Source organism: Proteus vulgaris, from assembly GCF_023100685.1.
Taxonomy (GTDB): Bacteria; Pseudomonadota; Gammaproteobacteria; order Enterobacterales; family Enterobacteriaceae; genus Proteus.
On record NZ_CP090064.1, the window covers coordinates 78784 to 93038 of the forward strand.

The window sequence follows — 14255 nt, forward strand, 5'->3', positions numbered from 1 at the left end:
CTTACTCTTTTGAAGAGAGTTCTTCAAAGTTGACATTATGGTTAGTGTAAATACAGATATCTCCAGCGATGCTCAGCGCTTTTTCAGCGATCTCGCGTGCAGAAAGCTCAGTATTTTCTAGCATGGCTCTTGCCGCTGCTTGTGCATAAGGGCCACCAGAACCGATTGCAATTAAATCGTTTTCTGGTTGAACAACATCACCATTACCTGTGATGATAAGTGATGTGTTTTCATCTGCAACAGCAAGTAGTGCTTCTAATTTGCGCAGCATTCTGTCTGTACGCCAATCTTTTGCTAGCTCTACCGCAGCTTTGGTTAAATGCCCTTGGTGAAGTTCTAATTTGCGTTCAAACAGTTCAAAAAGAGTAAAAGCATCAGCAGTGCCGCCAGCAAATCCCGCAATGACTTTGTCGTTATAAAGACGGCGTACTTTGCGAACATTGCCTTTCATGACGGTATTACCCATCGTCGCCTGTCCATCACCACCGATTACAACTTGGCCCTTACGGCGAACACTTACGATTGTAGTCATGAGTCAGCCCCTGGTTTAATCAATAAAAATGAGACGGGAAGTGCTTATATTTGAAATACAGCACTGCCCGTTATGTGAATTAGAATTATAGGTGGGGGAGAAAATTTATTTTTCAACCCCCAGAAGAGCGAAGAATACAACCTGATACGCCAGCACCGGCGGCTTGTCTACTTACTGAATTGGCTTGTTCTTTACTGTAAGGGCCTGATAATACGCGTATCCAGCCATCATTGCCTTTTGTTACTCGGCTTTCAACACCAGAAAAAGCCAAAGTTGCTCTTACTGATTCGGCTTGCTCTGTATTTTTAAATGAGCCACATTGCACTAAAAAGTTTGCTTCAGTAACAGCAGGTTTAGGCGGTGTAACAACAGCCGGTGCAGGTGCTTGCTCTGGTTGAGTCTGTGTTGGTTGTTGAACAACAGAAGGCTGGGGTGTTGCTGGTGGTGTTACTATCACTTGCGAGCGTGGAACTTCCCCATTGTAAGGGACTTCGGGTAACTGAACAGCAGGTTGACGTTTATCTGCTTCAATTTGTTGTAAAAATCTCAGCTGTTCAGGTGAAAGTGTTGCTTTCGGATTAATCTGGCTACCTGAAGAGGGAGATTCGGGCAATAAAGGTGTACCCACCTGACGATTTTCCAGTTCTTTAATGTACTGCCAACGCTCTTGCGGTTTAGGCGGTAAACTATTTGCTGGATGCTGCCCAGTGATTGCTGGTGCTGTTTCTACGACTTCTTTTTTATTATGCGTAATAAAATAGAGGCCGCCGATAAACAGCGCCACAATTGCGATTGCCGCGATAAGTGTTGTTAAAGGCAGCCCTTTAGCAGCCTTTTTACTTTTACTTTTCGTTGTTTTTTTACGACGAGCAGATGTCTGCCCTCGTCCCACATAGTCTCGTTGTGCCACAGTTCGATTCGCTGATAATTAAAGGAATAGGTATCACGAACGATATGTTACTTAACATAGTGTGTTTTGCCTAGCTTTTAAGCTGACAGACACTATCTCTTATAATTAGCTCACAATCTAATAAACGAGAACCCGGTGCGACAGGTCTACCTTGTAATTGATCAAGTAATAACAACATAGATTGACGTCCAATTTCATAACGGGGTTGTTCCATCGTTGTTAGTGCAGGTTCGCTGTAACGTGTGATATCAAGATTATCAAAACCAATAACAGAAAGATCTTTTGGGAGTTCTAACCCTAATTTTTTCGCCTGCCACATAACGCCAATCGCCATAATATCACTATGGCAGAACACGGCAGTCGGTGGTTCAGGTAAAGAAATCAGTTTTTTCAGACTTTCTGCACCGCTTTCATGGGTAAAATCACCACGAATAATATAGTCTTCACGTAAAGGAACACCTGTTCTACGCATAGCTTGAATATAGCCTTGTAAGCGATAACGACATAAAGGCATATCTTCTGGGCCTGTAATACAAGCAATACGCTTATGACCCATTTGCTGTAAATAGTGTGTTGCTCTAAAAGAGGCAGTGAGATTATCAATATGAACAGTAGGTAGCTCAAGTTCAGGTGCAAACTCATTTGCCATGATCATTGGAGGTAGGTTTTTCTGCTCTTCTTTGGAAACATCAAAAGGAATGTGTGAACCAAGCAGTAACATACCATCAATTTGTTTGGTGATAATGAGGTTAATAAATGCATTTTCGTGTTTTTGCTGATGTTTACAATCACCAATAAGAACGAGATAACCATGTTGTGCCGCAGTTTCTTCAATGCCACACACAACATCAGTAAAAAAAGGATCACTGATGTTAGGGACGATCACAAGGATCGTTTTTGACTCATTGCGCTTAAGATTTTTTGACAGGTTATGTGGGTAATAGCCCACGTCAAGAACAGCCTGTTCAACTTTCTGACGGGTTTGTGAGGATACTTTTTCCGGATTCATTAAAGTACGTGACACGGTTGCTGTGGACACGCCGGCTGCAAGGGCAACATCTTTCATTGTTGCTTGCGTATTATCTTTATTATTCTGTTGCAAACCCCATACCTCCCTTTTGGATGGTTTAGTTAAACGATTGCTTTTTTATTTGCAAAAAAACCGCCGGTACTCAAAAAAAGATTTTATCGACGGTTTTAATTCGAGAAATATTCTAAATTGTTATTCTACCCGCTTTTTAAATAGATACTGTTACCTAGTTTGCATAAAAAGTGTGATACCAATCGTTTTTATGAGTTAGTTCGCAAAATTGATAAATAGTCTTGGACTGTAACTAGTATTTAATCAGAATTTTATTCTCAACATAAATTTGACTGAAATATATTCAAATAGACATAAAAAGACGATTAACAATCTGTTGGGTCAACATCAATATTCCATTTCACTTTCTTACTCTCAGGTAAAGCCACAATTTGAGGATAAGTGACGGACATTAGTTTTTGTAAATAACCCCGCGAAGGATGTTGTAGCAATAATTGCCAACGATAGTTCCCTCCACGTTTAGCTTGAATAGCAGGAACCGGCCCCATAACCCATAAATGGGGATCTCGCATTGGATGTTGTTCAAAAAACTGTTTGAGTTGCCGTAAAAATTGAGGTGCACGTTGGTTATTATGATCTTCTGAACGGATCATTATATGGCTGGAGTAAGGCGGTAAGAAGGTGGCTTGTCGCTCTTGTAAGGCTTCTTTGGTAAAAGCATCATAGCCTTTTTCTAATAGCGTTAATAAAAGAGGGTGGTCAGGTTGGTGAGTTTGTAAATATACCGCGCCTTGCTTACCTGCTCGGCCTGCACGGCCTGATACTTGTGTATAAAGCTGGGCAAAGCGTTCGGCTGCACGGAAATCACTGGAGAACAGAGCGCCATCAACATCCAGTAAAGCCACTAAAGTCACATCGGGAAAATGATGCCCTTTGGCTAGCATTTGTGTACCAATAAGAATGCGAGAGCCACCTTGGTAAATATCATCAAGTTGTTGCTCTAAAGCCCCTTTACGGCTGGTGGTATCTTTATCAATTCGTGTTACAGGCGTATCAGGAAATAACTCACCAATCCCTTGTTCAAGTTGCTCTGTTCCCAACCCTACAGGCATTAAATTCGTTGAACCGCATTGTGGGCATTGCGCTGGAATTCGTCGTTGACTATCACATTGATGGCAACGCAACATGCCATGCTTTTGATGTAGCGTGTAATAGTGATCACAGCGAGGGCATTCTGCTATCCATCCACACTCATGGCATAACAATGCGGGTGAAAATCCACGACGATTTAAAAAGAGCATGGCTTGGTTTCCTGCATTTAGATGCTCTTTTATCGCTTTAATAAGAATAGGAGACAGCCCTGTTGTGAGTGGTTGCCCTTTTAAATCAATTAAGTGTTCGGTTGCGGGCTTCGCATTGCCTGCTCGTTGGGTGAGTGTTAATTGCTGATATTTTTTCTGTTCAACATTAAAACTGGTTTCAATTGATGGCGTTGCTGTTCCCATCACGATAGGAATATTTTCTTGTTTTGCACGAAATACCGCTAAATCCCGAGCATGGTAACGCCAGCCATCTTGTTGTTTATAAGAGCTGTCGTGCTCCTCATCGATAATAATAATACCAAGATGTTGAAAAGGGGTAAGAAGTGCTGAACGCGTGCCAATAATAATCGCATTATCACCACGTTTGGCTCGTAACCAAACGGCTAAGCGCTCAGTATCATTTAATCCGGAATGCAAAACATCCACTGGGGCATTAAAGCGAGCCTTAAAACGACGAATTGTTTGAGGTGTTAAGCCAATTTCAGGTACCAGTACTAGTGCTTGTTTACCTTGTGCGAGAATTTTTTCTAATACACTTAAGTAAACTTCTGTTTTGCCTGAACCGGTGATCCCTAATAACAACCAAGGTGAGAATTGATCAGCTTGAGCTGTAATGGCACCAACCGCTATAGCTTGTTCCGTATTTAATTTAAAGCGTTCACCTTGCACTGAAAAGTCATTGTGCCAATGTATGGGGGCGGGTTGTATTGGGCGTAAGTCTGCAAACTCTTTCTTTTTTAGGTTATTGAGTATTGCAGTGGTGATATCGAATTCATCAAGCTGATGGCGATATAAAGGTGTACGGCGAAGCGCAGCTAAGGCCTGTTGTTGTTTTTTCGCCCCTTTTAAACTGTTAAGGTCGAGATTAGCTCCCTCTTCTGTGGCATACCATTGCCATAATGGAGTAAATTCAGCGGGTTTACCTTGTCGTAATAAAATAGGCATGGCATGAAAAAGCACTTCCCCTAAAGGATAGTGATAATAAGCCGATGCCCAATTTAACATATCCCATAAAACACCTGGAAAGAGTGTTTCACTATCAAGGATCTCATCAATAGGCTTTAGCTTTTCGATAGGAAACTCACTGTGTGTACTGAGTCCTTTGACAATACCAAGAGAGCGGCGTTTATTACCAAAAGGCACGATCACCCGGCTACCTACAACAGGCGCATCGATCCCTTCTGGTAACAGATAATCAAAAGAGGAGAACAGTGGTACAGGTAAAATTACCTGAACTATAGTCATATCAGGGTTTCCGAGAGTTTTAGCGAAAAGATGACGTTAAGAATATCACAAAAAGTGTGCAGATTTCATTGCGCGTTTAGTGGATATTCTGTATGATCCGCCCCCTTTGGTAGATAAATTACCAAACACTTAATTTCAATCAACACGACGTGTGGTGTTCGGCTGTGGGCTGAATGGCGACACGGCCTTAGTAGAGGTTTTCCATGCAAAAAGATATCCATCCTAAATACGAAGAAATTACTGCATCTTGTTCTTGCGGTAACGTTATGAAAATCAACTCCACTGCAGGTCATAACCTGAATCTGGACGTTTGTGACAAATGCCACCCATTCTATACTGGTAAACAACGTGATGTTGCAACCGGTGGTCGTGTTGATCTGTTCAACAAACGCTTCAAAATCCCAGGCAGCAAATAAGATATTTGTTGTCACAAGATATCAGCAAAGCCTAATATCTTGCGGACAGTTTGGAATTGAAAAAAAGCCCAAAGTTTTTGCTTTGGGCTTTTTTGTTCGTGTTAATCAAGCAATAAGTCAATAAATCGACGCTGATTAATACTCCCAAGTATCGGGATCAACCCCGCGCTGGCGCATTATTTCTTTTGCCTCTTCAGGGATTTCATCGTTACGTTCTTTACGTAAGTCTTCATCATTTGGGAGAGGCTGTCCGGTAAATGCGTGCAAAAATGCTTCACACAATAATTCACTATTGGTTGCATGTTTTAGGTTATTAACCTGACGGCGAGTGCGTTCATCGGTTAAAATTTTCAACACTTTCAACGGAATTGAAACCGTGATTTTCTTAACTTGCTCACTCTTTTTGCCATGCTCAGCGTAAGGGCTGATATATTCACCGTTCCATTCAGCCATGGATTACCTTTATTAATATCATTTAGTTGAAGTCAGAATAGGGTTAACCCACATTCTGATGGGCGATACCAGTTTATCATGACTTTTCTAAAACCACCGACTGTTCTGACTGAAGGTGAGAGAAAAAGTAATAGTCACTGGTGATATCCTTAATTTGGCTATTATTTCATTACTTAATCTATCCGTAAAGGAGTTTAGATGTCTAGATGTATTGACGTCTTGGTGTCTAATTGGATATGCTGTTGTCGACTTTCCCACTTATCGCTGTGACAAGGTGCCTGTATGACGAAGAAAACAGCAACAATTGCTATCCATAATGGGCTAAATGAAGACTCACAATTTGGTTGTGTAGTACCGCCTATCTATCTTTCTAGTACCTATAATTTTTTAGAATTTAATCAACCTCGTGACCATGATTATTCTCGCCGAGGTAATCCAACACGCGATATGGTGCAAAAAGCACTAGCAGAACTAGAAGGTGGCGTAGGCGCAGTTGTCACAAGTAGTGGAATGTCAGCTATTCATTTAATTTGCACAGTTTTTCTTAAACCAGGTGATGTCATTGTTGCACCTCATGACTGTTATGGGGGGAGTTATCGCCTGTTTAATAGTCAACAAGAACGTGGAGCTTATCGTGTCATTTTTGTTGATCAAAATGATGATGTTGCATTACAACAAGCTTTGGCTCACAAGCCTAAAATTGTTTTTATTGAGACACCTAGCAACCCATTACTGAGAATAACGGATATTCGAAAGATCAGTGAGTTGGCTCATCAACAAGGGGCTTTAGTGGTGGCGGATAACACCTTTATGAGCCCTGTTTTGCAAAAGCCGCTAACATTAGGCGCAGATATCGTTGTGCATTCCTGTACAAAATATCTTAATGGGCATTCTGATATTGTGGCAGGTGTTGTTATCTGTCAGAGTCAGAAATTGCTTGAGGAGTTAAGCTGGTGGGCAAATAATATCGGTGTGACATCTGGCGCGTTTGATAGCTATTTATTATTACGAGGTATAAGAACCCTCGTGCCACGAATTCGACTTCAACAAGAAAATGCACAGGCATTAGTGGCATTTTTACAGACACAACCTTTAGTCGAGAAAATATATTACCCCGCACTGGAAAATCATGCAGGCCATCAAATAGCAAAAAAACAGCAGCAAGGTTTCGGTGCGATGTTAAGTTTTGAGTTAAAAGGAGGATTGGCGGTGATTAAACTCTTTTTATCTCAATTAACACTCTTTACACTGGCAGAATCTTTAGGTGGGGTAGAAACCTTAATTTGTCACCCTGCCACGATGACACATGCAGGTATGTCAGATGAGGCGAAAAAAATAGCGGGGATCAGTCCCTCATTGCTTCGGATCTCTGTAGGTATTGAAGATAGTCAGGATTTAATTAACGATTTGCAAAGTGCGTTTGATGCAGCAACTAAAAGGTAACCATGGATCATGAGCGTAGTGGCAATTAAACAACAGGCGGAACCGATTTGCCGCCAGTTACATAAATTCGGTGGTAGCAGTCTTGCAGATATAAAATGTTATCAACGTGTCGTGAATATCATGACAAACTATAGCCAACCTAATGATCTTATGGTGGTTTCAGCAGCAGGATCAACAACTAATCAGCTAATTAGCTGGCTCAAACTGAGTCAAAGTGATCGCATTTCAGCGCATCAGGTTCAGCAAACATTACGACGTTACCAATTATCATTAATTGAAGGACTTCTTTCAAAAGAGAATGCGGAACTTCTCTCTCAAGCCTTTATTGCTGATCTCGAACGTTTGAGTTATTTGCTTGATAAACCTATTACAGATGCAACTTATGCCGAAGTTGTCGGTCATGGTGAAATTTGGTCTGCGAAATTAATGGCAAAATTACTGACTGAACAAGGTTTATCGAGTGTTTGGTTAGACGCCCGTGAATTTTTGTGTGCTGAAAGAGCCGCACAGCCTCAAGTGAACGAAACGTTATCTCGGCCATTATTGCAATCACTATTAGCCAAGCATCCTGAAAGCCGTTTTGTAGTCACTGGTTTTATTAGTCGTAACCAACAAGGTGAAACGGTTTTATTGGGGCGTAATGGCAGTGACTATTCAGCGACGCAAGTCGGTGCGTTAGCTGATGTTGGAAAAGTGACAATTTGGAGTGATGTTGCGGGGGTATATAGCGCTGATCCACGTAAAGTTAAAGATGCTTGCTTATTACCTCTATTACGTTTAGATGAAGCCAGTGAATTGGCGCGTTTAGCCGCCCCAGTTTTACATACACGTACATTGCAACCCGTATCAGGTAGTAACATTGATTTGCAACTTCGTTGTAGTTATCAACCAGAGCAGGGTTCTACACGCATAGAGCGTGTCTTAGCATCAGGAACTGGTGCGAAGATAGTCACAAGCCACGACGATGTTTGTTTAATTGAGCTACAACTCTCATCCCATCAAAACTTTGAGCAAGTAGCAAAAGAAGTTGATGAATTACTTAAGCGTGCGCAAATTCGTCCTTTAGCAACTGGCGTGGATAAAGACAGCCAACTTTTACAACTTTGTTATACCAGTGAAGTGGCTAACAGTGCTTTAGATGTATTACAAGACGCAGTTTTGCCGGGTAAATTACATTTGCGTGAAGGGTTCTCTTTAGTGGCGTTAGTTGGTGCAGGTGTGTGTAAAAATCCACTGCATTGCCATCGTTTTTATCAGCAACTTAAAGATCAACCAGTTGAATTTATTTGGCATGCTGAAGATAACATCAGTTTAGTCGCTGTATTGCGCAATTATACTGAGCATCTATTACAAGGTTTACACCAAACATTATTTAGAGCTGAAAAACAAATTGGCTTAGTGCTGTTTGGTAAAGGAAATATTGGTTCTCGTTGGTTAGAGCTTTTTGCTCGTGAACAAGAGCCGTTATCCGCACGCAGTGATTTTGAATTTATTCTTGCGGGTGTCGTTGATAGTCGTCGTAGTTTACTTGATTATCAAGGCATTGATCCTAGTCGTGCCTTGGCTTTTTTTGATGAAGAAGCCACAGAACATACTGAAGAATCACTTTATCTTTGGATGAGAGCACACCCTTATGATGATTTAGTGGTTGTTGATATTACGGCGAATGAGTCCCTTGCTGCATCTTATGAAGATTTTGCCAGCTATGGTTTTCATGTTATTAGCGCTAATAAAATTGCAGGCTCTGCATCAAGTTTGCGCTATCGCACCACACGAGACGCTTTCTCTAAAACTGGCCGTCACTGGTTATATAATGCCACTGTAGGCGCTGGTTTACCGATTAACCATACAGTGCGCGATTTACGTGAAAGTGGCGATTCCATTTTATCAATTAGTGGTATTTTCTCAGGTACATTATCGTGGTTATTCTTACAATTTGATGGCTCTGTGCCGTTTAGTGAATTGGTAGAACAAGCATGGCAACAAGGGTTAACAGAGCCAGATCCGCGAATTGATTTATCAGGACAAGATGTCATGCGTAAGTTGGTTATTCTTGCTCGTGAAGCAGGTTATGACATCGAGCCAGAGCAAGTACGAGTTGAATCTTTAGTGCCTGTACAAGCTGAGACGGGTTCTCTAGAAGAATTCTTTGATAACAGTGCGTTGATCAATGAGCAGATGGCACAGCGATTAGCAGCAGCAAATGAAATGGATATGGTATTGCGGTATATCGCGCGTTTTGATGCCAATGGAAAAGCCAAAGTGGGTGTGGAAGCAGTGAGAAAAGATCATCCACTGGCCTCATTGTTACCCGGAGATAATTTGTTTGCGATTGAAAGTCGTTGGTATCGTGATAATCCACTGGTCATAAGAGGGCCGGGAGCAGGAAGAGATGTGACCGCTGGCGCAATTCAATCAGATTTAAACCGTCTTTCTCAATTACTATAATTTAATTATTTCTTTTTTATAAAGGTTATCAGTAGGTTATTTTATGCTGATAACTTTTTATCATTTTTGTGTCATATCACTCAATTTTTTTAAATTCTTTGGCTATACTTGAAGCATCTCTAGTCACAAAGGAGCGATTGATGTCAAAAGTAGTAAGACAGATTGTCCCACTAAGAAATGAAATGACGGAGGTGAACCATCAAGCTAAAGAGAACTATTGCCAGTAGCTCATGATGTGAAATTTAAGCGTCTTGAGTGGAAGTTGAAGTACAGTTACAACGTATTTGAACGTTATTAAGAGTACAATTCGATTTACCACGTGTTTTACAACAGACAATTTAATTTACTGAAAGAACAATTCGTTATTCTTAATTTAAAGCGCTGAATTTTCAGCGCTTTATTCGTTTTCAAGGCAAGATAGCAAAAGAACGTACAGGGAAACCACTAGCATTATTGGGTTTGGCTACAATGTTAAAAATAACAGCCCCACGAGTGGGAAGTTGATCTAAATTAGTCATTAATTCAATTTGATAAGTATCCTGTTCCAATACGTAATACTCACCTAATAACGCATTGTTTTTATGGAATTCTTTTGCTGGATCTGTATCAAATGTTTCATGACCAATGGCTTTTATTTTTCGCTCTTCAAATAAGAATTTGAGAGCATCAATCCCCCAACCCGGAATTTGATTTTTTCCTTCAGCATCTTTGTTATCCATTGCCTCTTGTGAAGGCCAGCGCTTGCTCCAATCAGTACGTAATGCGACAAAAGTACCCGCTTCAATTTCACCGTGCTGTTTTTCAAATTCAAGAATATCATTTTTTGAAAATGAGAAATTAGCGTCAATTTTTGCACGCTCTGATTGGTCAATAACAATCAATGGGAGTACCAATTCTTTCAGTTCTAATTCATGCAGATAGCGAGTATTAGGAACAAAATGGCAAGGTGCATCAATATGCGTACCGTATTGACCTGGAAATGTAAATTGCTGTGCAAAAAAGCCATCTTGATAATCAAAAAGGGTTTTAAACTGCGCGGGATCAAACATAAAAAAGTGAGGCGAATCTTTATCAAAACTGTGTGTTAAATCGACCCATTTTTTAGATTTAATAATAGAAAGTGCATTAATTAATTCATTTTTCATTGGCTTCCCCTGTCTGATAACCAAAATAGTAATAGTGCGATTTGAGCATTTTTAATGTTATGGATGTTGAATTTGATTTTTTAAACAAAATTGGGTTTGTTTGAGTGATAATAAATGTAAAGAAAAAACAAAATAAAGCGTTAAACCTGTTTGATAATAAAAATCTTAATCTGACAGAGTGAGTAAAAAAAGATAAGAAAAATAAGGTATGAGATAGCGCTATTGGTTATAACACATCAGAGAAGTAGGCTAAAAAGTAAAAATAGACCAGACAAATTATCAATATTAAAAAAAATCATCTAAATTTTTCGCCAGATAAATTTTCACGTATTCCCTCCTTTCTAGTAAAAAACTCTTCTTAGTGGATAAGAAACGAAAAAATGTCCTTATTCTTGGCAAAATTGAGCTAAAACAACACGAATATTAGCCATTCTTATAAGACTAAAGTCGTAATTAAATTTCAGAAAAATCCCCCAAAACGATTATTTTCTGATATGAATAGTAGGCTAAGTAAAAAAAGCAGTGTGGCTTATCACAAAAATCAAAATAAAGTCACATTAGAAATGAAAGTTAATTACACAACTGGGAGGACATGACTTTTCTGATAGGAAGATGCATGTTGTTACCGCCACAAAGACAAGGTCAGGAGTCTCATGAATCAACAATATTCTGCTATGCGTAGCAATGTCAGTATGCTTGGCAAGCTACTTGGAGATACGATAAAAGAAGCACTTGGTGAAGAAATTTTAGATAAGGTTGAGTCTATTCGAAAACTATCTAAATCATCACGAGCAGGTAATGAAGTGCAGCGACAAAAGCTACTACTCACGTTACAGAATCTCTCTAATGATGAATTATTACCTGTTGCTAGAGCATTCAATCAATTCTTGAACCTGACGAATGTAGCCGAACAATACCATAGCATTTCACCTCATGGTGAAGCTGCGAGTAATCCGGTGGCATTGGCAAAATTAATCTCTCGACTGAAAGATAAGAATTTTACGGATGCACAATTAAAAGAAGCCGTAGAACAAATCTCTATTGAGCTGGTATTAACGGCGCATCCAACCGAAATTGCACGTCGTACACTGATCCATAAGCTGGTTGAAGTTAATACTTGTTTATCTCAACTCGATCATGATGATTTAGCCGATTATGAACGCACGAATATTATGCGTCGCTTACGCCAGTTAGTTGCTCAATCATGGCACACAGATGAAATTAGAAAAATTCGCCCAACGCCAATTGATGAAGCAAAATGGGGTTTTGCTGTTGTTGAAAATAGCTTATGGGAAGGGGTTCCCGCTTTCCTACGTGAATTTAATGAACAACTTAAAGAATCGATAGACTACAACTTACCCGTAGAAGCCTCACCTATTCGTTTTACATCATGGATGGGGGGAGATCGTGATGGTAACCCAAATGTGACAGCTGAGATCACACGCCACGCTTTACTATTAAGCCGTTGGAAAGCCGCTGATTTATTCTTAAATGATATCCAAGTCCTTGTTTCAGAACTTTCGATGACAGAAAGTACACCTGAACTACGTGAATTGGCGGGTGGTGCTGAAGTTGCAGAGCCTTATCGTGAAATTGCTAAACAGTTACGTACTCGCTTACAAGTGACCCGCGATTATTTAGAACAACGCATTAAAGGCCAACAATCTCTGCCACCTGAAGAGTTATTAATTGATAATGCAGAGCTTTGGGAACCGCTATATGCGTGTTATCAATCGCTGACTCAGTGCGGTATGCGTATTATTGCTAATGGGCAACTATTAGATACATTACGTCGTATCCGTTGTTTTGGCTTACAACTGGTTAAACTGGATATTCGTCAAGAAAGTACCAATCACACAGAAGCGCTCTCTGAATTAACACAATATTTAGAGTTGGGGGATTATGCAGCTTGGTCGGAAGAGCAAAAACAAACATTCTTATTGGAAGAATTAAACTCTAAGCGCCCGCTTATTCCTACAAATTGGCAACCTAGCGCCCCAACACAAGAAGTCTTTGAGACTTGCCGTGTTATTGCACAATCACCAAAAGATTCTATCGCTTCTTATGTCATCTCAATGGCAAAAGTGCCTTCTGATGTATTAGCAGTAAAACTTTTATTAAAAGAAGCGGGTGCGGATATTCGCTTACCTGTTGCGCCGTTATTTGAAACACTTGAAGACTTAAATAACGCTGAAAGCGTGATGACGCGTTTGTTTGATATTCCATGGTATCGCGATTTAATTGATGACAAGCAAATGGTGATGATTGGCTATTCAGACTCTGCAAAAGATGCCGGTGTGATGGCTGCGTCATGGGCACAATATCGAGCTCAAGATTCGTTGATCAAACTCTGTGAAAAATCAGGCGTGACATTAACGTTATTCCATGGACGGGGTGGTACTATTGGTCGTGGCGGTGCGCCAGCTCATGCGGCATTACTTTCTCAACCACCGGGAAGCCTGAAAGGTGGCCTACGTGTAACTGAGCAAGGTGAAATGATCCGCTTTAAGTTTGGTTTGCCACAAGTGACAATCAGCAGCCTTGCTCACTATGCTGGTGCGATTTTAGAAGCAAATTTATTGCCACCTCCAGAGCCTAAAGCTCCTTGGATTGAAGTGATGGATTCATTGTCTGATGTTTCTTGTGCAATGTATCGTGACTATGTTCGAGGACAAGAAGATTTTGTACCTTACTTTAGGGCGGCAACCCCTGAAGGGGAATTAGGAAAATTACCGCTTGGTTCACGTCCTGCCAAACGTCGCCCAACGGGTGGTGTTGAAACTTTGCGTGCTATCCCGTGGATCTTCGCATGGACACAAAATCGCTTAATGTTACCTGCTTGGCTAGGTGCTGGTGCTGCATTACAGCATGAAATTGATAGCGGAAAACAAGCGGTATTAGACGATATGTGTGAAAACTGGCCGTTCTTCAATACACGTATTGCTATGTTGGAAATGGTGTATGCCAAAGCGGATTTATGGTTAGCGGAATATTATGATCAACGTTTAGTTGAAGAGCGTTTATGGCCATTAGGAGCGAAATTACGCCAACAACTTTCCGATGATATAAAGAGTGTCTTGGCAATTTCAAAAGATGAGCACTTAATGGCTGATTTACCATGGGTTGCGGAATCTATTGCACTACGTAATGTGTATACCGATCCATTAAACGTACTTCAGGCTGAATTATTGCAACGCTCTCGTACTCATAGCGAGTCTGATCCTCGAATTGAACAAGCGCTAATGGTTACAATCGCTGGTATTGCGGCAGGTATGCGAAATACTGGTTAGTACTTCACG

At 40.6% G+C, this 14255-nt stretch carries 10 protein-coding genes; 4 read left to right on the forward strand and 6 right to left on the reverse strand.

From position 1 onward, the window contains the following. Position 1: 1 nt before the first annotated feature. The 4 genes from hslV to priA form a co-directional block, all read right to left on the reverse strand. Positions 2 to 532, reverse strand: coding sequence for an ATP-dependent protease subunit HslV (gene hslV, locus LW139_RS00385; RefSeq protein WP_006534149.1), 531 nt, complete (start codon positions 530 to 532; stop codon positions 2 to 4). A gap of 112 nt (positions 533 to 644) precedes the next feature. Next, positions 645 to 1442 (reverse strand): cell division protein FtsN, encoded by a 798-nt coding sequence (gene ftsN / locus LW139_RS00390; protein WP_109409912.1) that lies wholly within the window; start codon positions 1440 to 1442, stop codon positions 645 to 647. 70 nt (positions 1443 to 1512) lie between these two features. After that, positions 1513 to 2508 (reverse strand): DNA-binding transcriptional regulator CytR, encoded by a 996-nt coding sequence (gene cytR / locus LW139_RS00395; RefSeq protein WP_052038541.1) that lies wholly within the window; start codon positions 2506 to 2508, stop codon positions 1513 to 1515. Between the two features lie 341 nt (positions 2509 to 2849). Next, positions 2850 to 5051: a primosomal protein N' gene (gene priA / locus LW139_RS00400; protein WP_247850494.1), complete on the reverse strand. Its 2202-nt coding sequence runs from the start codon at positions 5049 to 5051 to the stop codon at positions 2850 to 2852. Between the two features lie 203 nt (positions 5052 to 5254). Between priA and rpmE the strand changes: the two genes are divergently transcribed. Beyond that, on the forward strand, positions 5255 to 5467 hold the full coding sequence (gene rpmE, locus LW139_RS00405) for a 50S ribosomal protein L31 (protein WP_006534140.1): 213 nt from the start codon (positions 5255 to 5257) through the stop codon (positions 5465 to 5467). A 135-nt stretch (positions 5468 to 5602) separates the two neighbouring features. Here rpmE and metJ read toward each other — a convergent pair whose 3' ends face one another. After that, positions 5603 to 5920, reverse strand: coding sequence for a met regulon transcriptional regulator MetJ (gene metJ / locus LW139_RS00410; RefSeq protein WP_006534139.1), 318 nt, complete (start codon positions 5918 to 5920; stop codon positions 5603 to 5605). 282 nt (positions 5921 to 6202) lie between these two features. Here metJ and metB point away from each other — a divergent pair, with 282 nt between their 5' ends. Next, positions 6203 to 7363 (forward strand): cystathionine gamma-synthase, encoded by a 1161-nt coding sequence (gene metB, locus LW139_RS00415; RefSeq protein ID WP_166539337.1) that lies wholly within the window; start codon positions 6203 to 6205, stop codon positions 7361 to 7363. Between the two features lie 9 nt (positions 7364 to 7372). Continuing rightward, positions 7373 to 9811 carry a bifunctional aspartate kinase/homoserine dehydrogenase II gene (locus LW139_RS00420; RefSeq protein ID WP_247850495.1) on the forward strand — a complete coding sequence of 813 codons (2439 nt, stop codon included), beginning with the start codon at positions 7373 to 7375 and terminating at the stop codon, positions 9809 to 9811. 407 nt (positions 9812 to 10218) lie between these two features. Here LW139_RS00420 and LW139_RS00425 read toward each other — a convergent pair whose 3' ends face one another. Next, positions 10219 to 10956, reverse strand: coding sequence for a cyclase family protein (locus LW139_RS00425; protein ID WP_210813129.1), 738 nt, complete (start codon positions 10954 to 10956; stop codon positions 10219 to 10221). A gap of 653 nt (positions 10957 to 11609) precedes the next feature. Here LW139_RS00425 and ppc point away from each other — a divergent pair. Further along, positions 11610 to 14246, forward strand: a complete 2637-nt coding sequence (ppc, locus tag LW139_RS00430) for a phosphoenolpyruvate carboxylase (protein ID WP_166539339.1) — start codon at positions 11610 to 11612, stop codon at positions 14244 to 14246. The last annotated feature ends 9 nt before the right edge of the window (positions 14247 to 14255 follow it).

What these genes read in the sequence shown, in the direction of transcription:
- hslV (WP_006534149.1), bottom strand. Translation starts at nt 532, where the DNA reads ATGACTACAATCGTAAGTGTTCGCCGTAAGGGCCAAGTTGTAATCGGT.
- cytR (WP_052038541.1), bottom strand. Translation starts at nt 2,508, where the DNA reads ATGAAAGATGTTGCCCTTGCAGCCGGCGTGTCCACAGCAACCGTGTCA.
- priA (WP_247850494.1), bottom strand. Translation starts at nt 5,051, where the DNA reads ATGACTATAGTTCAGGTAATTTTACCTGTACCACTGTTCTCCTCTTTT.
- rpmE (WP_006534140.1), top strand. Translation starts at nt 5,255, where the DNA reads ATGCAAAAAGATATCCATCCTAAATACGAAGAAATTACTGCATCTTGT.
- metJ (WP_006534139.1), bottom strand. Translation starts at nt 5,920, where the DNA reads ATGGCTGAATGGAACGGTGAATATATCAGCCCTTACGCTGAGCATGGC.
- metB (WP_166539337.1), top strand. Translation starts at nt 6,203, where the DNA reads ATGACGAAGAAAACAGCAACAATTGCTATCCATAATGGGCTAAATGAA.
- LW139_RS00420 (WP_247850495.1), top strand. Translation starts at nt 7,373, where the DNA reads ATGAGCGTAGTGGCAATTAAACAACAGGCGGAACCGATTTGCCGCCAG.
- LW139_RS00425 (WP_210813129.1), bottom strand. Translation starts at nt 10,956, where the DNA reads ATGAAAAATGAATTAATTAATGCACTTTCTATTATTAAATCTAAAAAA.
- ppc (WP_166539339.1), top strand. Translation starts at nt 11,610, where the DNA reads ATGAATCAACAATATTCTGCTATGCGTAGCAATGTCAGTATGCTTGGC.